General features: G+C 67.2%; 25 protein-coding genes and 1 pseudogene. 17 read left to right on the top strand and 9 right to left on the bottom strand.

Annotated features, from left to right (window positions below; all coding sequences use genetic code 11):
• The first annotated feature begins 26 nt into the window (after positions 1–26).
• Entirely contained in the window at positions 27–1,220 is a 1,194-nt protein-coding gene (locus KGA65_RS11685; protein WP_225863281.1) for a class I SAM-dependent rRNA methyltransferase, read from the top strand.
• A gap of 172 nt (positions 1,221–1,392) precedes the next feature.
• Complete coding sequence (cfa, locus tag KGA65_RS11680; RefSeq protein WP_225863280.1) at positions 1,393–2,571, top strand: cyclopropane fatty acyl phospholipid synthase; 1,179 nt, start codon at positions 1,393–1,395, stop codon at positions 2,569–2,571.
• Here the strand turns inward: cfa and KGA65_RS11675 are convergent.
• On the bottom strand, positions 2,553–3,062 hold the full coding sequence (locus KGA65_RS11675) for an Lrp/AsnC family transcriptional regulator (RefSeq protein WP_225863279.1): 510 nt from the start codon (positions 3,060–3,062) through the stop codon (positions 2,553–2,555). The two genes, cfa and KGA65_RS11675, sit on opposite strands and share 19 nt — an antisense overlap.
• Before the next feature lie 149 nt (positions 3,063–3,211).
• On the opposite strand from KGA65_RS11675, the gene glmS reads away from it, so the two are divergent.
• The 4 genes from glmS to KGA65_RS11655 all read left to right on the top strand — a co-directional run bounded on the left by glmS (position 3,212) and on the right by KGA65_RS11655 (position 7,340).
• The gene (glmS, locus tag KGA65_RS11670) at positions 3,212–5,053 is read left to right on the top strand and encodes a glutamine--fructose-6-phosphate transaminase (isomerizing) (RefSeq protein WP_225863469.1); all 1,842 of its coding nucleotides are present in this window, start codon (positions 3,212–3,214) and stop codon (positions 5,051–5,053) included.
• Between the two features lie 417 nt (positions 5,054–5,470).
• Positions 5,471–6,262 (top strand): hypothetical protein, encoded by a 792-nt coding sequence (locus KGA65_RS11665; protein ID WP_225863278.1) that lies wholly within the window; start codon positions 5,471–5,473, stop codon positions 6,260–6,262.
• 109 nt (positions 6,263–6,371) lie between these two features.
• The gene (locus KGA65_RS11660; RefSeq protein ID WP_225863277.1) at positions 6,372–6,830 is read left to right on the top strand and encodes a hypothetical protein; all 459 of its coding nucleotides are present in this window, start codon (positions 6,372–6,374) and stop codon (positions 6,828–6,830) included.
• A gap of 78 nt (positions 6,831–6,908) precedes the next feature.
• Positions 6,909–7,340, top strand: a complete 432-nt coding sequence (locus KGA65_RS11655) for a hypothetical protein (protein ID WP_225863276.1) — start codon at positions 6,909–6,911, stop codon at positions 7,338–7,340.
• A 201-nt stretch (positions 7,341–7,541) separates the two neighbouring features.
• Here the strand turns inward: KGA65_RS11655 and KGA65_RS11650 are convergent.
• Positions 7,542–7,685, bottom strand: a pseudogene (locus tag KGA65_RS11650) (IS110 family transposase); the annotation flags it as partial.
• 159 nt (positions 7,686–7,844) lie between these two features.
• Here KGA65_RS11650 and rpiB point away from each other — a divergent pair.
• The 3 genes from rpiB (at position 7,845) to KGA65_RS11635 (ending at position 10,300) form a co-directional block, all read left to right on the top strand.
• Positions 7,845–8,282 carry a ribose 5-phosphate isomerase B gene (gene rpiB, locus KGA65_RS11645; protein ID WP_225863275.1) on the top strand — a complete coding sequence of 146 codons (438 nt, stop codon included), beginning with the start codon at positions 7,845–7,847 and terminating at the stop codon, positions 8,280–8,282.
• A gap of 168 nt (positions 8,283–8,450) precedes the next feature.
• Positions 8,451–9,374 carry a hypothetical protein gene (locus KGA65_RS11640; protein WP_225863274.1) on the top strand — a complete coding sequence of 308 codons (924 nt, stop codon included), beginning with the start codon at positions 8,451–8,453 and terminating at the stop codon, positions 9,372–9,374.
• Positions 9,375–9,826: 452 nt separating this feature from the next.
• Complete coding sequence (locus KGA65_RS11635; protein WP_225863273.1) at positions 9,827–10,300, top strand: GNAT family N-acetyltransferase; 474 nt, start codon at positions 9,827–9,829, stop codon at positions 10,298–10,300.
• A 31-nt stretch (positions 10,301–10,331) separates the two neighbouring features.
• Here the strand turns inward: KGA65_RS11635 and KGA65_RS11630 are convergent, their stop codons facing one another.
• Positions 10,332–11,273: a DMT family transporter gene (locus tag KGA65_RS11630; RefSeq protein WP_225863272.1), complete on the bottom strand. Its 942-nt coding sequence runs from the start codon at positions 11,271–11,273 to the stop codon at positions 10,332–10,334.
• Positions 11,274–11,407: 134 nt separating this feature from the next.
• On the opposite strand from KGA65_RS11630, the gene KGA65_RS11625 reads away from it, so the two are divergent.
• A complete protein-coding gene (locus KGA65_RS11625; RefSeq protein WP_225863271.1) occupies positions 11,408–11,896 on the top strand; it encodes an Lrp/AsnC family transcriptional regulator in 489 nt (162 codons plus the stop codon).
• A 9-nt stretch (positions 11,897–11,905) separates the two neighbouring features.
• On the opposite strand, the gene merP is transcribed toward KGA65_RS11625, so the two are convergent.
• Genes merP through KGA65_RS11610 form a run of 3 tightly spaced genes read right to left on the bottom strand, consistent with a single transcriptional unit; the run spans position 11,906 to position 13,725 of the window.
• Positions 11,906–12,205, bottom strand: a complete 300-nt coding sequence (gene merP / locus KGA65_RS11620; RefSeq protein ID WP_225863270.1) for a mercury resistance system periplasmic binding protein MerP — start codon at positions 12,203–12,205, stop codon at positions 11,906–11,908.
• Positions 12,206–12,216: 11 nt separating this feature from the next.
• On the bottom strand, positions 12,217–12,597 hold the full coding sequence (locus tag KGA65_RS11615) for a mercuric transporter MerT family protein (RefSeq protein WP_225863269.1): 381 nt from the start codon (positions 12,595–12,597) through the stop codon (positions 12,217–12,219).
• 15 nt (positions 12,598–12,612) lie between these two features.
• The gene (locus KGA65_RS11610; protein ID WP_225863268.1) at positions 12,613–13,725 is read right to left on the bottom strand and encodes a transglutaminase-like domain-containing protein; all 1,113 of its coding nucleotides are present in this window, start codon (positions 13,723–13,725) and stop codon (positions 12,613–12,615) included.
• 37 nt (positions 13,726–13,762) lie between these two features.
• On the opposite strand from KGA65_RS11610, the gene KGA65_RS11605 reads away from it, so the two are divergent.
• From KGA65_RS11605 to KGA65_RS11595, 3 genes are read left to right on the top strand one after another with little or no spacing between them, the layout of a single operon-like run.
• The gene (locus tag KGA65_RS11605; RefSeq protein WP_225863267.1) at positions 13,763–14,359 is read left to right on the top strand and encodes a TlpA family protein disulfide reductase; all 597 of its coding nucleotides are present in this window, start codon (positions 13,763–13,765) and stop codon (positions 14,357–14,359) included.
• Between the two features lie 59 nt (positions 14,360–14,418).
• Complete coding sequence (locus KGA65_RS11600; protein WP_225863266.1) at positions 14,419–14,973, top strand: cyclin-dependent kinase inhibitor 3 family protein; 555 nt, start codon at positions 14,419–14,421, stop codon at positions 14,971–14,973.
• Between the two features lie 13 nt (positions 14,974–14,986).
• The gene (locus KGA65_RS11595; RefSeq protein ID WP_225863265.1) at positions 14,987–15,706 is read left to right on the top strand and encodes a hypothetical protein; all 720 of its coding nucleotides are present in this window, start codon (positions 14,987–14,989) and stop codon (positions 15,704–15,706) included.
• On the opposite strand, the gene KGA65_RS11590 is transcribed toward KGA65_RS11595, so the two are convergent.
• Positions 15,657–17,354, bottom strand: coding sequence for a ClcB-like voltage-gated chloride channel protein (locus KGA65_RS11590; RefSeq protein ID WP_225863264.1), 1,698 nt, complete (start codon positions 17,352–17,354; stop codon positions 15,657–15,659). The two genes, KGA65_RS11595 and KGA65_RS11590, sit on opposite strands and share 50 nt — an antisense overlap.
• 159 nt (positions 17,355–17,513) lie before the next feature.
• On the opposite strand from KGA65_RS11590, the gene KGA65_RS11585 reads away from it, so the two are divergent.
• Positions 17,514–18,152 (top strand): glutathione S-transferase family protein, encoded by a 639-nt coding sequence (locus tag KGA65_RS11585; protein WP_225863263.1) that lies wholly within the window; start codon positions 17,514–17,516, stop codon positions 18,150–18,152.
• Positions 18,153–18,197: 45 nt separating this feature from the next.
• Here KGA65_RS11585 and KGA65_RS11580 read toward each other — a convergent pair whose 3' ends face one another.
• On the bottom strand, positions 18,198–18,641 hold the full coding sequence (locus tag KGA65_RS11580; protein WP_225863262.1) for a hypothetical protein: 444 nt from the start codon (positions 18,639–18,641) through the stop codon (positions 18,198–18,200).
• A gap of 224 nt (positions 18,642–18,865) precedes the next feature.
• On the opposite strand from KGA65_RS11580, the gene KGA65_RS11575 reads away from it, so the two are divergent.
• Complete coding sequence (locus KGA65_RS11575; protein ID WP_225863261.1) at positions 18,866–19,255, top strand: hypothetical protein; 390 nt, start codon at positions 18,866–18,868, stop codon at positions 19,253–19,255.
• A 20-nt stretch (positions 19,256–19,275) separates the two neighbouring features.
• Here KGA65_RS11575 and KGA65_RS11570 read toward each other — a convergent pair whose 3' ends face one another.
• The gene (locus KGA65_RS11570; RefSeq protein ID WP_225863260.1) at positions 19,276–20,472 is read right to left on the bottom strand and encodes a pyridoxal phosphate-dependent aminotransferase; all 1,197 of its coding nucleotides are present in this window, start codon (positions 20,470–20,472) and stop codon (positions 19,276–19,278) included.
• 100 nt (positions 20,473–20,572) lie between these two features.
• On the opposite strand from KGA65_RS11570, the gene KGA65_RS11565 reads away from it, so the two are divergent.
• Positions 20,573–21,835 (top strand): FAD-dependent oxidoreductase, encoded by a 1,263-nt coding sequence (locus KGA65_RS11565; RefSeq protein ID WP_225863259.1) that lies wholly within the window; start codon positions 20,573–20,575, stop codon positions 21,833–21,835.
• A gap of 13 nt (positions 21,836–21,848) precedes the next feature.
• The gene (locus KGA65_RS11560; protein ID WP_225863258.1) at positions 21,849–22,742 is read left to right on the top strand and encodes a pirin family protein; all 894 of its coding nucleotides are present in this window, start codon (positions 21,849–21,851) and stop codon (positions 22,740–22,742) included.
• Positions 22,743–22,753: the final 11 nt, after the last annotated feature.

Below are 22,753 nucleotides of genomic sequence, written 5' to 3'. Positions count from 1 at the left end.
CCCGGTCCCAGGCGAAAATGGCGGCCATGAAAGTGATCCGCCTGCGCGAAGGAAAAGAACGTTCGCTGCTGCGCCGCCATCCCTGGGTGTTTGCCGGCAGCGTGGAAAAGGGCAAGGCCGACCTGGGCGAGACAGTGCGGGTGGAAAGCCACGACGGTGGCTTCCTGGCCTGGGCGTCCTTCAGCCCCAGCTCGCAGATCCGGGTGCGGGCCTGGAGCTTCGACGAGGCCGAACGCATCGACGCGGGCTTCTTCCAGCACCGCATCGCCGCCGCGGTGGCCATGCGCCAGCGCCTGGCCATCCAGAGCAACGGCGTACGCCTGATCCACGGCGAGGCCGACGGCCTGCCCGGCCTGATCGTGGACCGCTACGAAGACATCCTCTCGGTGCAATTTCTCTCGGCCGGCACCGAGCGCTGGAAAGCGCAAATCGCCGACGCCCTGCTGGCCGAGACCGCCGCGCTGGGCTGCACCCGGCTGTACGAACGCAGCGATTCCGGCGTGCGGCAGATGGAAGGGCTGGCGCCCGCCAAGGGCTGGCTGCGCGGCGGCGGCGACACCACCATCACGCTGCGCGAGCACAGCATCCAGCTGACCGTGGATGTGGAAGAGGGCCACAAGACCGGCTACTACCTGGACCAGCGCGAGAACCGCGCGCTGTTCGCCAAGCTGGTGGCCCAGTTCGGCTGCCAAAGCGTGCTGAACTGCTACAGCTACACCGGCGGCTTCAGCGTCTCGGCCCTGGCCGGCGGCGCCACCGAGGTGGTGAGCGTCGATTCCTCCGGCCCGGCGCTGGCCCGCGCCACTGCGCACGTTGCTCTCAACGGCTTCGACCCGGCGCACCACACCGCGCTGGACGCCGACGTGAACGGCACCCTGCGCCAGATGCTCAAGGACGGCCGCCAGTTCGACGCCATCGTGCTGGACCCGCCCAAGTTCGCCCCCAGCGCGGCCCATGCCGACCGCGCCAGCCGCGCCTACAAGGACATCAACCGCCTGGGCCTGAAGCTGCTCAAGCCCGGTGGTCTGCTGCTGACCTTCAGCTGCTCCGGCGGCATCGGTGCCGAGCTGTTCCACAAGATCGTGGCCGGCGCCGGCTTGGATGCCCAGGTGGATGGTTACCTGCTGCAGCGCCTGGAAGCAGCGCCCGACCACCCGACCACGCTGTGCTTCCCGGAGGGCGAATACCTCAAGGGCCTGGCCATCCTCAAGCAGGGCTGAACGGCTGACATCGGTTCAGAAAACACTGACAGATCCCCCCAATTCATAGCCATGTTCTATGGAGGGGAGGGGCACTTTGCATTTGCACACAGGCCGGGATCGGTGCACATTGACCCGTGCTGTGATGCGGCAGCCATCCCGCATCGGTACCCCGATTGGACAGGGTTCGTGCATGAGCGAGGTTTTCACCGAGGCGGCGTCCGGTGGGCGCCAGAAGGGGCAGTCGTCGGCCCGCGAGGCCCTGGGCCAGTGGTTGGGCCTGGCCGATGTGCGGCTGGACGGGGACCGTCCCTGGGACATCCGTGTGCTGCGCCCCGAGATGCCCGAGCGGGTGCTGGCCGGCGGTTCGCTGGCGCTGGGCGAGTCCTACATGGACGGCGACTGGCACTGCGAGCGCCTGGATGAGCTGTTCACCCGCCTGATCCGGGCCCGCCTGGGCGAGCAGGTGCACAGCCTGTCGCTGGCCTGGCATGTGCTGCGGGCCAAGCTGTTCAACCTGCAGAACCCGCGCCGGGCCTGGCAGGTGGGGCGCGAGCACTACGACCTGGGCAACGATTTCTACGCCGCCATGCTGGATGCGCGCCTGACGTACACCTGCGCCTACTGGCAGGGCCGTGGTGACCAGGCTGGTGCCTGCACGCTGGATGAGGCCCAGGAGGCCAAGCTGGACCTGGTCTGCCGCAAGCTGGGCCTGCGGCCGGGCATGCGGGTGCTGGACATCGGCTGCGGCTGGGGCAGCTTCATGGGCTTTGCCGCCGAGCGTTATGGCGTGCAGTGCGTGGGCGTCACCATCTCCGAGCAGCAGGCCGGCTATGGCCGCCAGCGCTACGCCCATCTGCCGGTGGAGTTCCGCCTGCAGGACTACCGCGAGCTCGACGAGCGTTTCGACCGCGTCGTCAGCCTGGGCATGTTCGAGCATGTGGGCCACAAGAACTACGGCGACTACATGGCCGTGGCCCGGCGCTGTCTGGCCGACGACGGCCTGTTCCTGCTGCACACCATCGGCCGCAACGACACGGCCGACGGCACCGACCCCTGGATCGACCGCTATGTCTTCCCCAATGGCGAGCTGCCCAGCATCGCCCGCCTGGGCAAGGCGATGGAGCCGCACTTCGTGGTGGAAGACCTGCACAACTTCGGCGCCGATTACGACCACACGCTGATGGCCTGGCACCGCAACTTCGAGGCCGCCTGGCCGCGCTTCGCGGCCGAGCTGGGCGACCGCTTCTACCGCCGCTGGCGTTATTACCTGCTGTGCTGTGCCGGCGCCTTCCGCGCCCGCGACATCCAGCTCTGGCAGTGGGTGCTCTCGCCGCGTGGGGTGGCGGGCGGCTACCGCCGCGTGTCCTGATCGGCGCGGTCGGCCAGCGTTTCCACCGGCACCCGCGGGTCGAACTTGGCCCGCTTGAGGGCGAAGAAGCTCTTCACGTTGCGTACGTTCGCATCCTGCGTGAACAGGCGCTGGGTCAGGGCCTGGAAGGTGGGCATGTCCGGCGCCCAGACCACCAGCACGAAATCCGGCCCCGGCGACACCCGCCAGCACTGCTGCACCAGCGGCTCGTCCACCGCGCGGGCCTCGAAGTCGTCCAGCAGCTCGGCGCCTTGCCGGTCCAGCGTGACCTCGCACAGCGCCTGCAGCCCCTGACCGGCCAGCGGCGCCCCCAGCAGGGCGGTGAAGCGTTCGATCACGCCTTCCTCGCGCAGGCGGCGCACCCGGCGCAGCGCGGTGGCGGGCGACACATGGGCCGCCTGGGCCAGCGCGTGGTTGGTCAGGCTGGCGTCGGCCTGCAGCAGGTCCAGCAGCCGCCAGTCGGTGGCGTCCAGCGTAATGGAAAATTCCATTGAATACTTTCAAATGAAAGAAAGTTCTTTGATAGTGATTTGAAGAAATTTTCCGTCAAAACAGCTTTCAACATGAAAGCATCTTTGTGTGTGGCCGCTCTACGATGCCGTCCATCGACCTGCGGGTCAACTCTCAAAGCGAGCGATTCATGTGTGGCATCGTCGGCGCCGTCAGCACGGCCAATGTGGTTCCCGTCCTGGTCCAGGGCCTGCAGCGGCTGGAATACCGCGGCTATGACTCCTGCGGCGTGGCCGTCATCCAGGACGGCGCGCTGCGCCGCAGCCGCTCCACCGCCCGCGTGGCCGAGCTGCGCGAGCACATCGACCAGGACGGCGTGCAGGGCCTGATCGGCATCGCCCACACCCGCTGGGCCACCCACGGTGCCCCGGCCGTGGCCAATGCCCACCCGCACTTCTCGGGCGACAAGATCGCGCTGGTGCACAACGGCATCATCGAGAACTACGAAGAGCTGCGCGCCGAGCTGCAGGCCAAGGGCTATGTCTTCGAGAGCCAGACCGACACCGAGGTCATCGCCCACCTGGTGCACCACCTGTATGACGGTGACATCTTCGAAGCTGTGCAGCAGACCGTCAAGCGCCTGAAGGGCGCTTACGCGATTGCCGTCTTCTGCCGTGACGAGCCGCAGCGGGTGGTGGGCGCGCGCGAAGGCTCGCCGCTGATCCTGGGCGTGGGCGGCGCGGCCGCCGGTGGCGCCAACTACCTGGCCTCGGACGCGATGGCGCTGGCTGGCGTCACCGACCAGATCGTCTACCTGGAAGACGGCGACGTGGTGGACATGCAGCTGGGCAAGCACTGGATCGTCGCGCGTGACGCCGAAGGCCAGTTCCGCCCGGTGGAGCGCCCGGTGCGCACCGTGCACGCCCACAGTGGCGCGGCCGAGCTGGGCCCGTACCGCCACTACATGCAAAAGGAAATCTTCGAGCAGCCGCGCGCCATCGCCGACACGCTCGAAGGCGTGGAAAGCATCACCCCCGAGCTGTTCGGGGACGGGGCCTACCGCATCTTCAAGGCGGTGGACCGCGTGCTCATCCTGGCCTGCGGCACCAGCTACTACGCCGGCCTGACCGCCAAGTACTGGCTGGAAAGCATCGCCAAGATCCCGACCGATGTGGAGATCGCGAGCGAATACCGCTACCGCGACAGCGTGCCCGACCCCAAGACCCTGGTCGTCACCATCAGCCAGAGCGGCGAGACGGCCGACACGCTGGCGGCCCTCAAGCACGCCCGCAGCCTGGGCATGGTCCACACGCTGACCATCTGCAACGTGGGCACCAGCGCCATGGTGCGTGAGTGCGCGCTGTCCTACATCACCCGCGCCGGCGTGGAAGTGGGCGTGGCCAGCACCAAGGCCTTCACCACCCAGCTGGCCGCGCTGTTCCTGCTGACGCTGGCGCTGGCCCAGGTGCGCGGCCAGACCACCGACGCGCAGGAAGCCTGGCACCTCAAGGCCATGCGCCACCTGCCGGCCGCGCTGCAAGGCGTGCTGGCGCTGGAGCCCCAGGTCGTCGCCTGGGCCGAAGCCTTCGCCCGCAAGGAAAACGCGCTCTTCCTGGGCCGCGGCCTGCATTACCCCATCGCGCTGGAAGGCGCGCTCAAGCTCAAGGAAATCAGCTACATCCACGCCGAGGCCTACCCGGCCGGTGAACTCAAGCACGGCCCGCTGGCCCTGGTGACCGCCGAAATGCCGGTGGTGACGGTGGCCCCGCACGACGCCCTGCTGGAAAAGCTCAAGAGCAACATGCAGGAAGTGCGCGCCCGCGGCGGCCAGCTCTATGTGTTTGCCGACGCCGACAGCCGCATCGAAAGCAGCGAAGGCGTGCACGTCATCCGCATGCCCGAACACTATGGACCGCTCAGCCCCATCCTGCACGTGGTGCCGCTGCAGCTGCTGGCGTACCACACCGCCTGCGCGCGCGGGACGGATGTGGACAAGCCGCGGAATTTGGCGAAGAGCGTGACGGTGGAGTGAGGGCTTGCGGCCTGGTAGAAGAAGTGAAAGGGGCCATAGGCCCCTTTTCCATTTCTGGGCTGGGAATGATGGCTCGCTGTTTGGGGCGAGTTGAGTCGGGGCTCGGATTTGGCCAGGAGCGGGGGTTCGCGAATGGCACCGTTCGGCTACTGCCGTCCATCAGAGGCCCTGACGCCGGTTCACAGCATGGCACGCTGCCAGACCCGCGGAGCGGTGTTCTTACCCCCAAATGGGGGGATCTTGACGCATTTGACGCCGCTGCATGGAATGTTATCCTGCATCGAGCAGGAAAATATCAGATATGACAAGGACTTGGCAATCCATGCATTGAAAGGTTATCCGTTACGCCGGGATGTTATGCGTCACTTCTGACGTATATAACTAGTTAGGCTCTTCGTGCAAAACAAAGGCTCGCTAATGGCGTTCTACATCCGAGACCAGCACGTACAGAATCTGTCATTCGACGTGGAGGGGCTTGCACAAATTAACAGCGTCTTCGCGGAGCGTTTTACACAGCTTCAAGCAGAATTGTCCCCTGCAGGCAAAAACGCATTTTTCACGTACGTCATTCGATTCGATAACAAAGGCTATCGAGTCTTCGACCTCAACGAACTCCTCAGGTACTTCAACCAAGCAAATAAAGTAGAGCGAGTCATCTTCACTATCGAGTCAGCTGACGCTATAGCTAGCAATAGAAACACTGGCGCGTACCTTGAGCTGTGCATGGACGCACAAGATCCTGCCAGATGCGTCTTAGTGTCGTCGTCCGACACGAAAGACTGGGCCGAGGCATCCTTTGCTGCCGTCCATGAGGTAATCGTAAAACACAAGACTAGAAACGGCTTGGCACGAAGCCCTTGGACGAACCTATTGGTTCAGCTCGTTGGAGTCGCTTTAGGCTTCTTGGTCAGCCTTTGGCTCGCCTTCAAAGTCACCCCGAACGTCAAGGTCGAAAATGGTTTCACCATTTCCTTCTTATTCATTCTTCTCGTTTTCTCTAACATATGGGGCCACCTGAACCAGTTGCTATTATCCCAGTTCAGCAAACTCTTCCCCAACATTGAATTCATTCGGCCCCAAAAAGCAGCACTGCACTGGATTCTTCAAGCAATTGTGGGCTCTGCCGCTTTCGCTATCGTTGTCTACCTCATGGGCTTGGGCTTTTCGTTCCTCTCCGAGGTCTTGGCAGAATTTCTAAAGAAAAATTGATCCGACATCAGATGTTGGTGCCTACGCGCCCCAGCCTAACTTTAGGTTCAACGCGGACAAAAATGCTCCGCATTTTTGCCGGTTAACCAGGGCGTTGGGCCTATCAACCATGATCCGATTGTTCAAGCGACTACTGTTCGGTACTCCTTCCGTGTCACTTGAGCATCCGGTCTTCGGTCGGCTTACGCTACAAAGCGGCAAGCGTGGCCCATATTGGATGCATGACGCATATTCGGATGATGAGCTGTCGATTTCTATCGAAACCATAGGAGTTGAGCCGCCTTCAGAGGCGCAGGTTGCTTTTTTCCAGACGGTGACTGGTAACTGGGACTCAATGTTTTCCCGTGTATCGCAAGATGTCATAGACAAGTATCAAAGTTATGTCCGCAAGCCGTTCCCGGAGCATTGGGGAACTGCCCTGCAGCCCGGCGGCATAGGTGTGCCACTTGCTGGCGACGAGAGCAAGCCTTGGGATATTACATTCGTCTGCATAACTGACAACCTTGGGTATCTTTTCAATTGTTGGTTTGAGGAAGGTGAGTTCAAGGGGGTTTCCGTTGACACTTAAGGCCCAACCAATAATTCCAGCGGACCGTCAAAAATCTGCGCTTTTTACCGTCCGCTGAATTCGAACGTTAGAACTGCTATGACTACTCCCACGCTTTCCAGGCAGTTTGTAGTTATTCTGTTCTCTGCTGCCTTGCTCGTCGCGTGCCAGCGAAGCGATCCGCACCTTGGGACTCCCGCTCCTGGTGGTTCATCGGTCCATATTGCCTCGGTATCGCCCAGCGTTGCGGAAGTTCTGCAAGCCGGTGAAGAAGTGAAGATGAAGGTTGAGATCGAATACACGCTGGGTGCTGACTCTGGAACGCTGGCCCTCGTGGTCCAGGCTGCGGACAATTCGGCGGTAGCGCAAAATTTCGAGGTGGTAACGAAGGGGAGCGGCAGAGCAATTTTGGAGGCCGAATTCCTAGTTCCGAATACAAAGGCCATTCAAATATTTACGCCGTTGTCGGCTCAGGGGCAAAGCTCAACCTCCACCGTAGAAAGTCGGGCGTTTAAGGTGGTCACCAAGTGATTCGCAGTTCTAACCCTGCGGTCAACACGGTCCTCGCGCATAAAGCCGCGCAAGGCCGGTTACCTCCACTACAAGGGCTTCCCCGTCTGTCAAGCCAAACGAATCCCTAGACCCGCGCAGCGGGTCTGTCTTTTTGTGGGCTTCACGTACCAACCGGGTTTCGATCGGGCGATGGGAGCAACAAGGTGCGGACTGGGGGGAGCAGGTCAGCAGGGCCGAGACCAGCGCCAGCAGCTGGTCGAGCGGCACCGCCGGTCGTACCAGTTCAGGACATCCGGCTTCGTTGATGCCGTGCACGGCAAACACGTTCTTGGCGAGGTCGACTCCAACGCATACGATGGCCATGGGCTTCCCCTTCGGAGTGAATGGATGAGATTCGCAACCCCATCGTGGCACTCGTTGCCGTTTGCCGCTTCGCGGCTCGCTCGGGACGGGGAAGTCCCTTTCATTCGTTAGGCCTCAGAACCCCACTCGTGTCGAGTGCTGCAGTTAAGCAATACACCCATGACTCTCGCAATCGCTGTCGCTTCCGATCATGCCGGCTTCGAGCTCAAGCAGACGCTGAAGCAAGAACTGGAGAAGCGCGGTATCACCGCTCGGGACTTCGGCACAACGGGTATGGAATCCTGTGACTACCCAGACTTCGCTCACGCCGTGGGCCGTGCTGTAGCGGACGGAGCCGTCCAACTCGCGGTCCTCGTTTGTGGCACCGGAGTTGGCATGTCTATCGCTGCAAATCGAAACGCTTTCGTGCGCGCCGTAGTCTGCAGCGAGCCGCTGAGCGCTCGAATGGCACGGCAGCACAATGATGCAAACGTCTTGTGCCTTGGCGCGCGTGTCGTTGGCGTGGGCACCGCCATCGACATCGTGGACGCGTTCTTGACGGCACGCTTCGAAGGCGGCAGACACGCTGCTCGCGTAGCAAAGATCAATGCGAACTGAATCGCCTACTGAACCGTTGTCGGCAGTAAGGCCTAACCCAACGCTGCAGCCGACTCGCTACGGCGTGCCGCCACTCGCGGCCGAGCATGCCCTGGGGGCACTCTGGCCCGGCCGCTACTGGCGTCACACCTACGCGGGCGGCTGAGCTTCACGTTGGGCCTAACTACTATGCTGCGCATCCTCTATACCTCACTAATGCTTGCTCTTGCCTTTCTCGCTCCGACTTTCTCGAATGCGGATGAGGGCTTGCCCGCGAAGGATCGTTTGAAGTCCTGTGACGAACGCACAGCGCTAGCTGCTGCGAGGGAATTGCTGAATGACCCAAGATTGCTCAAAGAGCCACTTGAAATGTTCGCTCCCGCCTTCGTGTTATTTCAAAACGGTGAGAGGGACGATGGCGTCTTCTGGTTCTACGCGGCACAATTACGCGTTCAATATCAAATGGCCTTTGAACGCGGAGACAGAAGCCAACTGCTATCGGTAATGCGCATGACGATTGGCGCACCAATCAACAATTACGCATTCCAAAACGTTGCAAATCTCGACAGAATCCTGGATCGCGTGATGGTGTGGGATAAGGTAACTCCAAATCCATACCGAGAAAAACCCAAGACGGATGCCATCGAAAGGCGGGTGGAGTCAGTCTATTCAGGATTAAACGAACTTAGAGCAAAGTTTGCTTCTGAAAAGGTTGATATTGAAGCCAAGGCACGAGAGCAAGCGCCAATGATCGAGCAGATGTACTCTGTAAAAGGAAATCCTCATTGTCGCGCCGGACAGGTCGATCCAGCTAACGTACCGAAAGAAGTCGCCAAGGAAAAGGCATTGGTTAGTCAATACATAAAAAACAACCTGGACATCATTCGCGATGCCGGTGAAGTTAAGAATACGTGGGTGGAGCGTGGCTCAACTAGAATCTCAGAGACAATGCCGTATCGATACGAGGTTGGCGTGATATCAACTACTGGGAAGGAATCTCATGCGATTGTTGACGTCCTGCGAACGGATGGGGATGTGAAATTCTCGCTATTTTGCATTGCGCGCATGCGATGGGTGTCCCGTGACCTTCTTAAAGACCCATGTACCCAATAGTCATGAGGTGTCAATATTTTTGCGTTAGGCCATGCCATAATTTCACCGGATCGCGTGAAAATCGCGCAGATCCGGTGACTTAAAACGTTGGTAATCAGGTAGAAAATAAGTTTTGATCACGAAGTTTTTTCCTCGCGAGCGCTTATCGAATGCAGAGGCTGGCCCGTTGTATCTGGCTCTTTGTGACGGTGAAACTGACTTGTGTCCCTTTGACATTGTGTTCGCTCGCTCGCCAGGTCACCTCATCATGTGCCGCGTGTGGTCCAAAGCTGACTACGTCGGCGCTCTACTCAAGTCCCTGGTCGCGATGCACGACTTGTCTCCTTACGATCCACAGCCGGAATCCATTCACTACCCAAGCAGCTCCATGGAAGGAAGTCGGCCGTGGTGGAAGCTGTGGTGAGCCTTATGCCCAACCTTTCGCCGCACGCTGAGCTTGGACGTTGGGCCACATGAACGAGAGTCTTCTCGTCCTTGTCGAGAGTCCAGCCTCTGGCACCACGGCCGAGGAAATCCACAGGGTGTGGCTGCAGGCTTATGCAGAGGAGGCCGTTCTACTCGGGGCGGTCGACTTTCCACCGCTAAGAGTAACCGTCGCGGACCTGCGTGCTTCCACCGAGGCCTTCTTCGTTGCCCGCCTGGGGCGGCAGCTGGTCGGTGGCATCAGCGTCGAGCGCGCCGACGAAGGTCCGAACATCTCGGCTCTGGTGGTTGCACCTGCCTTCCAGCGTCGTGGAATCGCTGGTCGTCTTCTGGCAGAGGTCTTGCGCACCCATGGAGCGTCGCCACTGACCGTTCAAACTGGGGCGAAGAACACCCCGGCATTGGCGCTCTACGCCCGAATGGGGTTCCAGCCGGTTCGGCGCTGGGAGGTTGGCAAAGAGAAGCTGCAGCTGGTCAAACTTCTCCGCGTGCCTCTGAGCTAAGTGCGTTGCGGCACAGCGAATGCAGCCCAGCTCACCGCCCCCGCTTCGCCGCTGTCGCCGCCAACACCATCCCCCCGAAGATCAGCCCCAGCCCGATCGCGAACAGGCCGGACAGCCGGTTGCCCAGGATGGCCACCGAGGACAGGATGCCGATCAGCGGCACGCCCAGCGTCAGGTTGGACATGGCGAAGGTGCTGATGCGCCGGCCGTGCTCGGCCGAGATGACGAAGCAGGCGGAGGTGGCCACCGGGCCGATGTAGATCAGCAGCTCCAGCAGGTGACGGTCCACGCTCACGTGGGTGGGCGCGCCTTCCAGCGCGGCGGCAAAGCCGGCCAGCGGCAGCGTGGCCAGCAGCATTTGCCAGGGCGCCAGGGCCAGCGGGGAGGCGGCCCAGCGGTGGCGCTTGATGTGCAGGATCACCACCGCCCAGCAGACCGCGCCGATCAGCAGAAAGGCCGCGCCCATCAGCGCGCCGGGGGCCTGCCAGTCCATCTCCCAGGGGGAGCAGATCAGCCCGATGCCGGTCAGGCCCACCAGCAGGGCCAGCAGCTGCAGGCGGGTGGGCGCCTGGCCCAGCAGCAGCGCGCTGGCCAGCACGCCCCACAGCGGCGTGGTGTAGGCCAGCAGCACGGCGCGGCTGGTGTCCACATGGGTCATCGCGATCATGCCCAGGCCGGTGAAGGTCATCATCTGCAGCAGGCCCATGCTGGCGACGATGGGCCAGTCCGCCCGGGTGGGCCAGCGCAGCAGGCCTTTGGCCGCGGTGAAGGCGAACAGGCACAGGCCGGCGCTGCCAAAGCGCAGGGTGGCCAGCCACAGCGGCGGCACCACGTTCAGGGCCAGTTGGGTGGCCGGCCAGCTCAGGCCCCACAGCAGCACCATCAGGCCCAGCCAGGCCAGGGTGTCCAGTCCGGCCGTGGCGGGGCGGCGGGTGGCCGCAAGGGCCAGGGGGTTCTTGTGCGTGAGGTCCATGTCGTGACGCGGGCTGGCGGGGTAAAACGGCCAGGAAATGCTAGTCACGACGGGGTGGAAAGTGTCTTCTTGTTGGCCGGGGTTTGGGCTGAAATCGGAGAAGTTATCCTTCGTGGCTTACAAAGGAGAAAACTTTGACCTTCAAGCCGGTGACGCTGGACGAGGCCAGCCTGCGCATCCTGGATGCGCTGCAGCAGGACGCCACGCTGAGCAACGCGGAACTGGCCGAGCGGGTGGGGCTGTCGGCCTCGCCCTGCTGGCGGCGGGTGGCCGAGCTGAAACAAAGCGGGGTGCTGCGCGGGGCGGTGTCGCTGGTGGACCCGCTCAAGCTGGGGCTGGCGGTCAACGTGTTCGTGCACGTCACGCTCAAGCAGCAGGACAAGGCCTCGCTGGAGGTCTTCACCCAGGCCATCAGCCAGCGGCCGGAGGTGATGGAGTGCTACCTGATGAGCGGCGAGGCCGACTTCATGTTGCGCGTGGTGGTCGAGGACCTGATCCAGTACCAGACGCTGCTGGTGGACTGCCTGACGCAGATCCCGGGCGTGGCCAGCATCCGCTCCAGCTTCGCGCTCAGCCAGGTGAAGTACACCACCGCCTTGCCCACCGGGCATTTGCGGGGTTGAAGGCCGCGCTCAGGGCGCGTCGGCCTTGAAGGACGGGTAGCCCACGCCCTCGGTGGCGCGCATCAGCGCGGGCACATCCGCCTGGGCGTCGTCGTAGGTGACCTGGGCGGTGCGCCGGTTGTAGCTCACCACGGCCTTGCTGACGCCGGGCACCTTCATCAGCGCCACCTTGATGGTGACGGGGCAGGTGGCGCAGTCCATGGTGGGCACGTTGAGCGTGACCTGGCGCTGCGCGGCGGTGGCGGGCAGCGCGCTGCCCAGCAGCAGGGCGGCGCACAGGCCGGTCCACAGGGATGAGGGGGTCTTCATCGCAGGAGGTCTCAGTAGAACCAGGGCGCCAGCAGGGGCGCCAGCAGCGGCACCAGCGTCAGCAGCGCCACCAGCCAGAACCAGCGCCGCATCCAGCGGTTGGTGGTGCGGCAGGCGTCGTTGTCGATGCCGCACTGGGCGCTGCCGGCGCGGGCCGGGCGGTAGATCTGCCAGGCGGCCAGGCCCAGGGCGCCCAGCGCCCCGGCCAGCAGCCAGGGCGACCAGGGCTCCAGCACCCGCAGCTGGCCGATCCAGGCGCCGGAAACGCCCAGCAGGGCCAGGGCCAGCGGCATGACGCAGCAGCTCGACGCCAGCAGCGCCGCCAACCCGGCCGCCAGCAGCGCGCTCAGGCCGCGGGTGCCGGGGGTGGGGTCAGCGGTGCGGGCCAGCATCGGGCATCACCGCGCTCAGGCGGTCACTTCCTTGGCCGTGATCTGGTAGACGAAGGTGTCCGGCGCGTAGGGGTCGCGGGCGCCGTCGGCCGTCTCGGCCTGCGGGTACATGAAGAACGGCAGCTTGCCTTTCTTGGCGCCCGGCAGGGTGATGTCGGCGGCGCTGCTGTAGCCCATCCAGTTGCCTTCCCAGCTGCCGAACAGGGCGCGGCGCACCGGGGTGACGATGGGGTGGGCCGGGTCCTTGATCCACTCGGGGGTTTCCTGGCGCATCACCTTGGTGACGTCGGCCGGGTCCATGGCCACCCAGCCGTGGCCCTTCAGGTAGATCTCGGAGCGGCAGTGCTGCGCGCCCTTCAGGCTGGCGGGGTTGCCGCCCAGCTCGCGGTAGCCGAAGGCGCTGGGCACCAGGCGGATGCCGTACAGGTCCCGCGCGGGGATGCCCACGGCGCGGCACAGGCCGACGAACAGCGCGTTGATGTCGGCGCACTTGCCCGACAGGTTGCCGCTTTCCAGCATGGCGCGGATGTCGCCCACGCCGCAGCCGCGCACCTTGGGGTCGCGGTAGGAGCTGACGATCACCCAGTCGTAGATGCGCTGGGCCTTCTCACGGTCGGTGCGGGTGCCGGCCACGATCTGTTGCGCCACCTTGCGCACCACGCCGTCGACGGGGATCAGCTCGCTGGGCTGCACCCAGCGGCGCAGCTCTGCCGGGTCCACGGCTTCGGTGGCCTTGGCCTTCCAGTCCACGGCGCGGTTTTGCGTCTGCACCCGGGTGACCAGGGTGATGCTGGGCAGCGCCACCGAGGCGTCGTAGGTCGCGGTCAGGATCTTGGCGCCGGTGTCGCCGTCGGTGCTCATCTGCACCTTGCCGGCGTTGTCCGTCCAGTGCACGTCCAGCGTGCGCTGCCAGCCGTTGTCCAGCGAAGGCACGGGCAACCAGATGCTGGACGGGCCCTTGGCATCCTTCAGCGTCACGGTGGTCGTCACGTCGAAGGTGCGCCAGCCGGTGGGCTTGGGATCGAAATGGCGCTGGGCCTCCTCGGCGCGCAGGGCGGGCACGCCCGCCAGCAGCAGAGAAGCCGAGGCCGATTTCACGAGGCTACGCCTCGACAGCAAGGTGGTCATTGGGTTGGAATCCTGTGGAAGGACCAAAATTTTAACGATGACCGGTTTTTCTCTCCGTGAAGCCTGCCCCGATGCGGGCGGGGATGTTCCCGACCGGCGCCGGCGTCAGGCCCTGGCCGCCGTCTCGGCGTCGGCCGTGTTGATGGTGCTGGGGGCTGGTACGCCCCGCCGGGCGCAGGCCGCGCCCACGGTGCTGCGCAAGGCGTGGCCGAGAGGGCGCGCCACGCCGGCGGTGGACCTGCCGCGGCTGGACGGTGGCCGCTGGACCCTGGCCAGCGCGCGGGGCGAGGCCGTGCTGCTGCACTTCTGGGCCACCTGGTGCGAGCCCTGCCGCGAGGAGCTGCCCCGGCTGGCCGCGATGGCCGAGCGCGAACGCGCGCACGGCCTGCAGCTGATGGCGGTGGACTACCGCGAGCCGGCCAGCACCGTGCGGGGCTTTCTGAAGCCGCTGGGGCTGACCTTGCCGGTGGCGCTGGATGACGACGGCGCCGCCGCCAAGGCCTTCGAGGCCCGGGTCTTTCCGTGCACGGTAGGCATCGACCGCCAGGGCCGGGCCCGCTTCCAGCTGATGGGCGCTGTGGACTGGACCGGCGCCGAGGGCCGGGCGGTGGTGGACGAACTGCTGCGCGCCTGAGCCAGACTGCGCCGCTGGGCCAATGCGGTGGCCGGGCGGGCGCGGTGGCACGATGGGGCATGACCTTCGTGCGCACCAGCCACACCCACCCGCTGCAGATCGCCGAGCTGCGGGCCGGCGATGGCTGGGGCCGCATCGGCATCACCTTCTGCCCGGGCAAGCACGACCACGCGGCCGCCACCGGGGCCTGGGCGCGTGACCTGGGGTTGGACCTGGACGCGATCGTCGCCTGGGGCGCCACGCTGGTGCTGACGCTGGTGGAGCCGGCCGAGCTGCAGGCGCTGCGCGTGCCGCAGCTGGGGCAGGCGGTGCAGCGGCGCGGCCTGCACTGGGCGCATCTGCCCATCCCCGATTTCGGCGTGCCGGGCGAGCCCTTCGAGCGGGCCTGGCTCACCGAGGGGGCCGAGATCCGTCGCCGGCTGCGCGCGGGCGCCGACGTGCTGGTGCACTGCAAGGGCGGCCTGGGGCGCGCCGGCATGATCGCAGCGCGCCTGCTGGTGGAGCTGGGCTGGCCGGCCGAGCAGGCCATCCGCGCGGTGCGGCAGGTGCGGCGGGGCGCCATCGAGACCCCGGGCCAGCTGGCGCTGGTGCGCCGCACCCAGCCCTTGCCCTGAGGTGGGGCCGCCCATGCGGGAGGACGACAGCCCGATCGACACCACCACGCTGCAGCGGGTGGGCGGCGCGCTGGGCAGCCACCCGGCCGGGATCTATGAAGACGCGCGGGGCCGGCGCTGGTACGTCAAGACGGTGGAGTCCCCGGCCCATGCGCGCAACGAATGGCTGGCCGCGCAGCTCTACCGCCTGGCCGGCGCGCCCACGCTGCCCTACCGCCGCAGCCGCGTGCCCGACCAGGTCGTCACCGCCTGGGTGCCGCTGCGTTGCCACCGGGTGTCCCAGCTCAGCGAAGCCGAGCGGTGCCAGGCCCGCCACTGGCTGGGTGTGCATGCCTGGCTGGCCAACTGGGACGCGGCCGGCTTCGACGGCGACAACCAGGGCGTGGGCCCCGATGGCACGGTGCTGACGCTGGACGTGGGCGGGGCGCTGCTCTACCGGGCCCAGGGCGACCCCAAGGGCGCGGCCTTCGGCACCCGGGTGGACGAGTGGGACCGTCTGCGCTGCGACCCCGACAACCCGCACGCACGGCGCCTGTTCGCCGACATGGACGCGGCGGAACTGCGGGCGGCCGCGCAGGGGGTCACCGCGCTGCCAGCGGCGATGGTGCAGGCCTGCGTGCTGCGCCACGGCGGCACACCCGCGCTGGCGCAACAACTGCTGGCGCGCCAGGCCGATCTGCGACTCAGAGCTGGGCCAGGTAGTCCCGGCACAGCAGCACCAGGTCCGACTTGACCACGTAGCCGATCAGCCGGTCCTGCGTGTCCAGCACCGGCAGGCGCTCGCCCGGGTGGCGGCTGAACACCTCCAGCACCTCCCAGGCCGGGGCCTCCAGCCGCACGCGCGGGTAGTCGGCGCGCAGCAGCTGGGGCGGCCAAGACTGCTCGGCGGCCGTGCCGTCGGGCATCAGCTGCAGCCGGAAATCCTGCAGCGGGATGGCGCCCAGGAAGCGGCCCGCCGCGTCGGTCACATAGACATGCTGCCAGCGGCTCTGGCGGAAGCGCTCTTCCACCACCTGCATGGGCTGGCCCAGCGTGACGGTGGGCGGCTCGGTGTGCAGCAGGTCGGCAGCGATGGTCAGCGCCGCCGCGGGCTTGATCTGTTCCTGGGTGACGGCGTAGATGGAGCGCACCCGCAGCGCATGCGAGACGAGGTAACCCAGCACGCAGGTGGCCATCAGCGGCACCATCAGGTTGTAGTTCTGGGTCATCTCGAACAGCATCAGGATGGACATCAGCGGCGCGTGGGTGCAGGCCGCCAAGAAGGCCCCCATGCCGATGACCACCGCCACGGGCACCGGCACTAGGCCGGGCCACAGCTGCTGCAGCAGGTCGCCGAACAGCGCGCCCAGCACCGCGCCCACGAACAGCGTGGGCGTGAAGATGCCGCCCACCGCGCCCGAGCCGGTCGTGGCCGAGACGGCCAGCACCTTCCAGAACAGCACCGCCAGCAGCGCGGCCATGGACCAATGGTCCTGCAGGATGGCGTTGACCACGCTGTAGCCATTGCCCCAGACCTCGGGGCTGACCAGCGAGATCAGGCCCACCAGCAGGCCGCCGGTGCCCAGCTTGAGCCACAGCGGCGCGTGCCAGCGGCGGAACTGCACATGGGCCTGGTCCAGCACCGCCAGGTACAGCGGCGCGACCGCGCCCGCCAGCAGGCCCAGCGGCAGCAGCGCCATGATCTCCACATCGTGGTTGAGCGCGCTGAAGGGCATGTGGTAGGTCGGCGCATAGCCGGCCAGCTGGCGCACCACCAGGTTGGCGGTGAAGGCCGAGACGATCAGTGGCGCCAGGCTGGCCAGGGACAGTGAGTTCAGCACGATCTCGGCGATGAACAGCGCACCGGCGATGGGCGCGTTGTAGGCGGTGGCAACGCCGGCCGCCGCGCCGCAGGCCACGTAGAGCCGCCGCCGCGGCACCGGCAGCTGCCACCAGCGGCCGAACAGCGAGCCGGCCAGCGCGGCCAGCTGCACCATCGGGCCCTCGCGGCCGATGGCGCCGCCGCTGGCCACCGTCGCCAGTGAGGACAGCGCCTTGAGCAGCGAGCGGCGCACGTCCAGCTCGCCATTGCCCAGCGCGATGGCCTCCATGTAGTCGCCGCCGTGCTCCTCGCGCACCCAGCGCTGGGTCCAGCGCAGCAGCAGCCCGGCCACCACGCCGCCGATGACCGGTGGCAGCACCCGCTGCCAGCCCTGCAGGCCGCGGGCGATGCTCACCAGGCTGTCGCTGCGGCCGTAGGCCAGGGTCTCGACCCCGTGGATGGCTTCGCGAAAGCCGATGGTCAGCAGTGCGCCCAGGACGCCGATCAGCGCGGCGAAGACGACCGGGTGCTGCCAGATCAGCTGGCGCGTGCCCTGCAGGGGGTGGTCGGTGGATGGCACGGAGGACCGGGAGAGGGGCGGCGAAGGCCCGCAGTGTATGCGCCGTGCGGCCCCGGCTGGCGGCCCGATGCCGTGGCCGGCGTGGCCTTGTGCCGGCGGGGCACTCGGGCTTCCCGGCCGGTCCGGCGGCCGGGCCGATCGCTGCCTACCATCGACCCCATGCTGACCTTCTTCATGACGCCGGGCTCCTGCTCCACCGGCATCCACATCCTGCTGGAAGCGCTGGAGCTGCCCTTTCAGGTCACGGTGTTGAACCTGCCGGCGGGCGACCACCGCCAGCCCGCCTACCTGGCGCTCAACCCCAAGGGCAGCATCCCCGCGCTGCAGCTTGACGATGGCCGTGTGCTGACCGAGTTCGGCGCCATCGCCTACTGGCTGGCCCGGCGTTGCCCCAAGGCCCAGCTGTTGCCGGAGGACCCTGCGGCCGCGGCCGAGCTGCTGGCGCGGCTGGACTATGCCGTGGGCACGGTGCACGGCCAAGGCTGGACCCGCGTCTTCACCCCGGACAGCTACCTGCCGCCCGGGCTGGACGCGGCGGACACGGTGCGCTGGACCGAGGCCATCCAGGCCCGGGGCCGTGAGATCGTGCAGGCGGGTTTCGCGGTGCTGGAGGCGGCGCTGGCGACCGAGCGCCTGGAGCGCCGGCTGAACCTGGCCGACGCGGCGCTGTTCTATGTGTTCTTCTGGGCCGAGCACACCGGCCTGCCGCTGCCGCCGCACTGCGCGGCCCACCTGGCCTGGATGCGCCGCATGCCGGCCGTGCGGCAGGTGCTGGCCGAGGAGGGCTACCGGGCGTGAGCCCCCGCGGGGCGGTGGTCGCAGGGGGCGGAGACGCCCTTCAGCTCAGGCGCGGTGGCCGGCGCCGCCAACGATCAGGTTGAACACCTCGCGCACCAGGGCCAGCTCCAGCGGGGGATAGCCGCGCAGGGCCGAGATGGGCTTGAACACGCCGCCGACGGCCTCCAGCGCCGGGGTGGGGGCGTCGAAGGTGGTGAAGCGCAGCAGGTGCACGCGGATCTCGCCCTCCGGCGTCTGGACGCCCTGGTCGTACTCGGGCATCCACACCAGCTCGCCTTCGGGTACGCCCAGCAACTGCAGCACCGCCTGGTGCGCGGCCGTGCCGTCATTGGGCAGGCTGACCGGGCCCGGCGTGGCCCCTTCGGGCAGCGGCGCGGGCCAGAGCAGGCAGCGCTCGGGCCAGCAGGCAAAGTTCAGCGCGGCGCTGTAGCTGTCGAAGTGGCAGAGGATGGCCCGGTAGGGCGCGGGCGCGGTGGCGTCGGTGGGCATGGCCCCTCCTGTGGTGACGCCGGCATCCTAGGCGGGGTGCGTCGGCGCTGCGGGGGCGGGGGCGCTTGCCCGAGCGAATCGCACAGGTTCAGTGGGTCATCAGATGAGCCTGCACGCTTCTTGCGGTGGACAGGCGGAACACCGCAGGGGTGTCGCATTGCCGACATTCCGGCCGCGCCTTTGTCTTTGTCTCAGGCAGCGCATTTCGCGCAGGAGCCCGCCCCATGCAGCAGATCGGAACCCCCCGTCTGGTGGCCAAGAAAACCCAGGCCCGGCTGGGCGACGGACCGGATGCCGAGGCCTACCTGTGCCTGTTCGACCGCTGGGACGCGGCGGCCGGGCAGCCCCGCTGGCGGGATTTCGGCGATGTCTACCAGGCGGCCGAGGATGAGCGCTACCGGCTGCTGTTCGAGCAGGTCTGCCACCTGCTGGTCCAGCCCTCGGCCTTCAACCAGGCCATGCCGCCGGAGTTTCGCGCCACGGCGCGCCAGTGGCTGGCGGGCGATGCCGCCACGCTGGCGCACATGGGCGAGGTGCAGAACCGGCACTTCATGCTCAGCGACCTGCACGACTACGTGCACCTGAGCAAGGCCACTGGCGCCGGCTGGCGCTGAACGCCGCCGCCGCGCGCGGGTCAGCCTGGCCGGTGGCGGGCCACGAAGCGGGTCAGCCGGTCCACGCCGGTGCGCAGCGTCTGCAGGTCGCTCACCGCATGGCACCAGCGCAGCCAGCCATCGCCCTCGGGGCCGAAGGCCGCCCCCGGGGCCAGGCCCAGGCCCACCTCGCCGACCAGCCGCTTGGCCAGGTCCAGCGAATCGTCGCAGCCGGCCAGGCGGAAGAACACGTACATCGCGCCACCGGCCTCGGGCACCTCCACGCCCGGCAAGGCCTGCAGCGCCCCAGCCAGCAGCTGGCGCGAGGCCCGCAGTTCGGCCCGCAGCCGGGCCACGTCGGCCTCGCCCTGTTCCAGCGCCGCCACCCCGGCGCGCTGGATGGGCTCGAACACACAGGAGAAGTTGAACTCGATCAGCTTGGCCAGGTCGTCGGCCAAGGCTTCGGGCACCACCATCCAGCCGGCGCGCCAGCCGGTCATGCGCCAGGCCTTGGAGAAGCTGTTGACCGAGATGAAGCGGTCATCCGGCGCGGCGTGGCGCAGGAAGGAGGGCGCCGAGGCCTGGGCCGGGTCGTAGACCAGGCGCTCGTACACGTCGTCGCTCAGCACCCAGATGCCGTGCCGGCGGCAGTGCGCCAGGATGAGCGGGATGGCGGCCTCGTCGATCGTCCAGCCGGTGGGGTTGTTGGGCGAGTTGATGATCAGCAGCCGGGTCTGGGGCGTCAGGGCGGCCAGCAGCCGGTCCAGGTCCAGCGTCCAGCGGCCCTGGGCCACGCTCAGCGGCACCCGGGTCACCTCGGCGCCCAGCACGCGCGGCATCTCGCAGATGTTGGGCCACAGCGGGGTGATGGCGACCACCCGGTCGCCGGGCGAGAGCAGCAGCTGCATCGCCACCATCAGGCCTTCATCGCCCGAGGCGGTGACGCCGACCCGGGCCGGGTCCAGGGGCTGGCCGTGCAGTCGGCTCAGGTAGGCGGCGATGGCCTCGCGCAGGTAGGGCCGGCCTAGGTTCTGGCTGTAGAAGGTCTCCCCCGCCGCCAGCGAACGGGTGGCCGCGGCGCGGATGTAGTCGGCCGTGGGCTGGTCCGATTCACCGAACCAGAAAGGCAGCACGTCGGCGCGGCCCATCGCGCTGTTGGCCACCTCGCGGATCAGGGAGCCGGACAGTTGGTGGACGGCGGGCCGGGCTTGGACCGGGAAGCGGGAGGCGAGGGACATGGCGCGGGATGGGGAATGGGAACGGCCCATTCTTGCAGCAGTCGGCAGTCGCGCGCGGCGGGTGTCCAATGCGGGCCAGAACTTCGTTGGGAGAGAGATCGTGAGAGTGGTGGTGATCGGGGCCGGTCTGGCCGGCCTGTGCGCGGCCCATGAACTGCAGCAGCGGGGCGCCGAGGTAGAGGTGCTGGAGCGCCACGCCGGGCCGGGCCTGGAGACCTCGTTCGCCAACGGTTCGTTGTTGCACCCCAGCCTGGTCGAACCTTGGAACCGCCCCGGCGTGCTGCGCGAGCTCTGGCACGGCCTGGGCCAGCCGGATTCGCCGATGCGCCTGCACCTGCGGCAGCTGCCCCACCTGCTGGGCTGGGGCTGGCGCTTTCTGCGCGAATCGAACGAGGCGCGCTTTCGCGCCAACACGCTGGCCAACACCCGGCTGGCGCTGCGCAGCCTGACGCTGACCCAGGCCCTGGCCCAGGTGCCCGAGATGCGCTTTGACCACTACGAGCGCGGCTCGCTGGCCATCTGCCGCGATGCGGCCGGCCTGGCCGCGCTGAAGGCCTGGCGGGCCTGGCTGGCGCCGCATGGCGTGGACTACACCGCCCTGAGCCGCGACGAGGTGCTGGAGATCGAGCCGGCGCTGCGGCCGATCGGCGATCAGATCGTCGGTGGGGTCTTCCATCCGCGCGACATGGGCGGCGACCCGCAGGGCTTCTGCCGCGCGCTGCAGGCCTGGCTGCAGGCGCGGGGGGTGGTGTTCCGCTTTGGCGCGGAGGTGCATCAGCTGGTGCAGGCCGGCGGCGTGGTGCGTGGGGTGGCCACCTCGCAGGGCATGGTCGAGGGCGATGCGGTGCTGCTGTGCGCCGCGTCCTGGAGCCCGCGGCTGGCTGCCAGCGTGGGTCTGTCGCTGCCGATCAAGCCGGTCAAGGGCTATTCGCTCACGCTGCCCCGGGTGGACGGGCTGGCGCCGCGGGTGCCGGTGATCGACACCGACCTGCACATGGCCGTGGTGCCGGTGGGCGAGCAGGCGGTGCGGGTGGCCGGCACGGCCGAGTTCGCCGGCTTCGACCGCAGCCTGTCGCCCGAGCGGGTGGCCAACCTGTGGCGGCTGCTGCGCCGGCTCTACCCGGCCTATGCCGAGGCCCTGACGCCGCGCGAAGAGCAGGGCTGGTGCGGCCTGCGGCCGGTCTCGCCCGATGGTGTGCCGCTGATCGGCGCCACCGCGGTGCCGGGCCTGTTCCTGAACACCGGCCACGGCCACACCGGCTGGACGGTGGCCGCCGGCGCGGCCGAGCTGGCCGCGCAGTGCGTGATGGGCCAGGCCCCTACACTGGACGCCGGCCCCTACACCCCCGGGCGATTTGCCTGAAGGAGTTCCCGCGATGTCCACCCTCCAGCGCCTGCCCGCCCGCAAGACCCTCCTGGGCGTGGACACGCCCATCCTGCGGGCCCTGCCGCACCGCGAGCGCCGCATGGTGGGCGCCTGGTGCTTCCTCGATCACCTGGGACCGACGCAGTTCGCGCCGGGCGACGGCATGCACGTCGGGGCGCACCCGCACATCGGCCTGCAGACCTTCACCTGGATGATCGAGGGCGAGGTGATGCACCGTGATTCGCTGGGCCACGAGCAGGTGATCCGGCCAGGGCAGGTCAACCTGATGACGGCCGGCCACGGCATCGCCCACACCGAGGACTCGGCCGCCGATGGCGCCCGCATGCACGCGGCCCAGCTCTGGATCGCGCTGCCCGACGCCGAGCGCGACCGGCCGCCGGCCTTCCAGAACCACCCGGTGCTGCCGGTGCGCTCGCTGGAGGGTTGGCAGGTGACGGTGCTGGCCGGCAGCGCGCTGGGCGCGACCTCGCCGGTGCAGGTGTTCACCCCGCTGGTGGGGCTGGAGCTGAAGACCGAGGCCGCCGGGACGGTGACGCTGCCGCTGGACCCGGCCTTTGAACATGCCGCGATGGTGCTGGAAGGCGAGGCCTGGGTGGCCGGCGAGCGCCTGGACGCGGACGAGCTGCTGTACCTGCCGCCGGGCGCCGACAGCGTGGCCTTGCGCAGCGAGGGGCCGCTGCGGCTGCTGTGGCTGGGCGGCCAGCCCTGGGCCGATGCACCCATCCTGCTGTGGTGGAACTTCGTGGGCCGCAGCCAGGACGCGCTGCAGACGGCCTTGCAGGCCTGGGAGCAGGGCAGCGCACGCTTCGGCACGGTGCGGCCGGGCAGCCCGGCGCCGCGCCTGCAGGCGCCCTCGCTGCAGGGCGTGCACCTGAAGCCCTGAGCGGCCGGAAG

Origin of the sequence: Ideonella benzenivorans (genome assembly GCF_020387415.1) — a bacterium.
Lineage (GTDB): Bacteria > Pseudomonadota > Gammaproteobacteria > Burkholderiales > Burkholderiaceae_C > Ideonella > Ideonella benzenivorans.
Note: the sequence above shows the minus strand (reverse complement) of the source record. Positions and strands in the feature narration are given on the sequence as shown.

Excerpts from the sequence above, each read along its gene's own strand:
- KGA65_RS11685 (WP_225863281.1), top strand. The coding sequence starts at position 27 with ATGAAAGTGATCCGCCTGCGCGAAGGAAAAGAACGTTCGCTGCTGCGC.
- KGA65_RS11600 (WP_225863266.1), top strand. The coding sequence starts at position 14,419 with ATGACCTTCGTGCGCACCAGCCACACCCACCCGCTGCAGATCGCCGAG.
- glmS (WP_225863469.1), top strand. The coding sequence starts at position 3,212 with ATGTGTGGCATCGTCGGCGCCGTCAGCACGGCCAATGTGGTTCCCGTC.
- KGA65_RS11610 (WP_225863268.1), bottom strand. The coding sequence starts at position 13,725 with ATGACCACCTTGCTGTCGAGGCGTAGCCTCGTGAAATCGGCCTCGGCT.
- KGA65_RS11560 (WP_225863258.1), top strand. The coding sequence starts at position 21,849 with ATGTCCACCCTCCAGCGCCTGCCCGCCCGCAAGACCCTCCTGGGCGTG.
- KGA65_RS11665 (WP_225863278.1), top strand. The coding sequence starts at position 5,471 with ATGGCGTTCTACATCCGAGACCAGCACGTACAGAATCTGTCATTCGAC.
- merP (WP_225863270.1), bottom strand. The coding sequence starts at position 12,205 with ATGAAGACCCCCTCATCCCTGTGGACCGGCCTGTGCGCCGCCCTGCTG.
- KGA65_RS11660 (WP_225863277.1), top strand. The coding sequence starts at position 6,372 with ATGATCCGATTGTTCAAGCGACTACTGTTCGGTACTCCTTCCGTGTCA.
- cfa (WP_225863280.1), top strand. The coding sequence starts at position 1,393 with ATGAGCGAGGTTTTCACCGAGGCGGCGTCCGGTGGGCGCCAGAAGGGG.
- KGA65_RS11585 (WP_225863263.1), top strand. The coding sequence starts at position 17,514 with ATGCTGACCTTCTTCATGACGCCGGGCTCCTGCTCCACCGGCATCCAC.
- KGA65_RS11640 (WP_225863274.1), top strand. The coding sequence starts at position 8,451 with ATGCTGCGCATCCTCTATACCTCACTAATGCTTGCTCTTGCCTTTCTC.
- KGA65_RS11655 (WP_225863276.1), top strand. The coding sequence starts at position 6,909 with ATGACTACTCCCACGCTTTCCAGGCAGTTTGTAGTTATTCTGTTCTCT.
- KGA65_RS11635 (WP_225863273.1), top strand. The coding sequence starts at position 9,827 with ATGAACGAGAGTCTTCTCGTCCTTGTCGAGAGTCCAGCCTCTGGCACC.
- rpiB (WP_225863275.1), top strand. The coding sequence starts at position 7,845 with ATGACTCTCGCAATCGCTGTCGCTTCCGATCATGCCGGCTTCGAGCTC.
- KGA65_RS11675 (WP_225863279.1), bottom strand. The coding sequence starts at position 3,062 with ATGGAATTTTCCATTACGCTGGACGCCACCGACTGGCGGCTGCTGGAC.
- KGA65_RS11630 (WP_225863272.1), bottom strand. The coding sequence starts at position 11,273 with ATGGACCTCACGCACAAGAACCCCCTGGCCCTTGCGGCCACCCGCCGC.
- KGA65_RS11575 (WP_225863261.1), top strand. The coding sequence starts at position 18,866 with ATGCAGCAGATCGGAACCCCCCGTCTGGTGGCCAAGAAAACCCAGGCC.
- KGA65_RS11595 (WP_225863265.1), top strand. The coding sequence starts at position 14,987 with ATGCGGGAGGACGACAGCCCGATCGACACCACCACGCTGCAGCGGGTG.
- KGA65_RS11605 (WP_225863267.1), top strand. The coding sequence starts at position 13,763 with ATGACCGGTTTTTCTCTCCGTGAAGCCTGCCCCGATGCGGGCGGGGAT.
- KGA65_RS11615 (WP_225863269.1), bottom strand. The coding sequence starts at position 12,597 with ATGCTGGCCCGCACCGCTGACCCCACCCCCGGCACCCGCGGCCTGAGC.
- KGA65_RS11570 (WP_225863260.1), bottom strand. The coding sequence starts at position 20,472 with ATGTCCCTCGCCTCCCGCTTCCCGGTCCAAGCCCGGCCCGCCGTCCAC.
- KGA65_RS11580 (WP_225863262.1), bottom strand. The coding sequence starts at position 18,641 with ATGCCCACCGACGCCACCGCGCCCGCGCCCTACCGGGCCATCCTCTGC.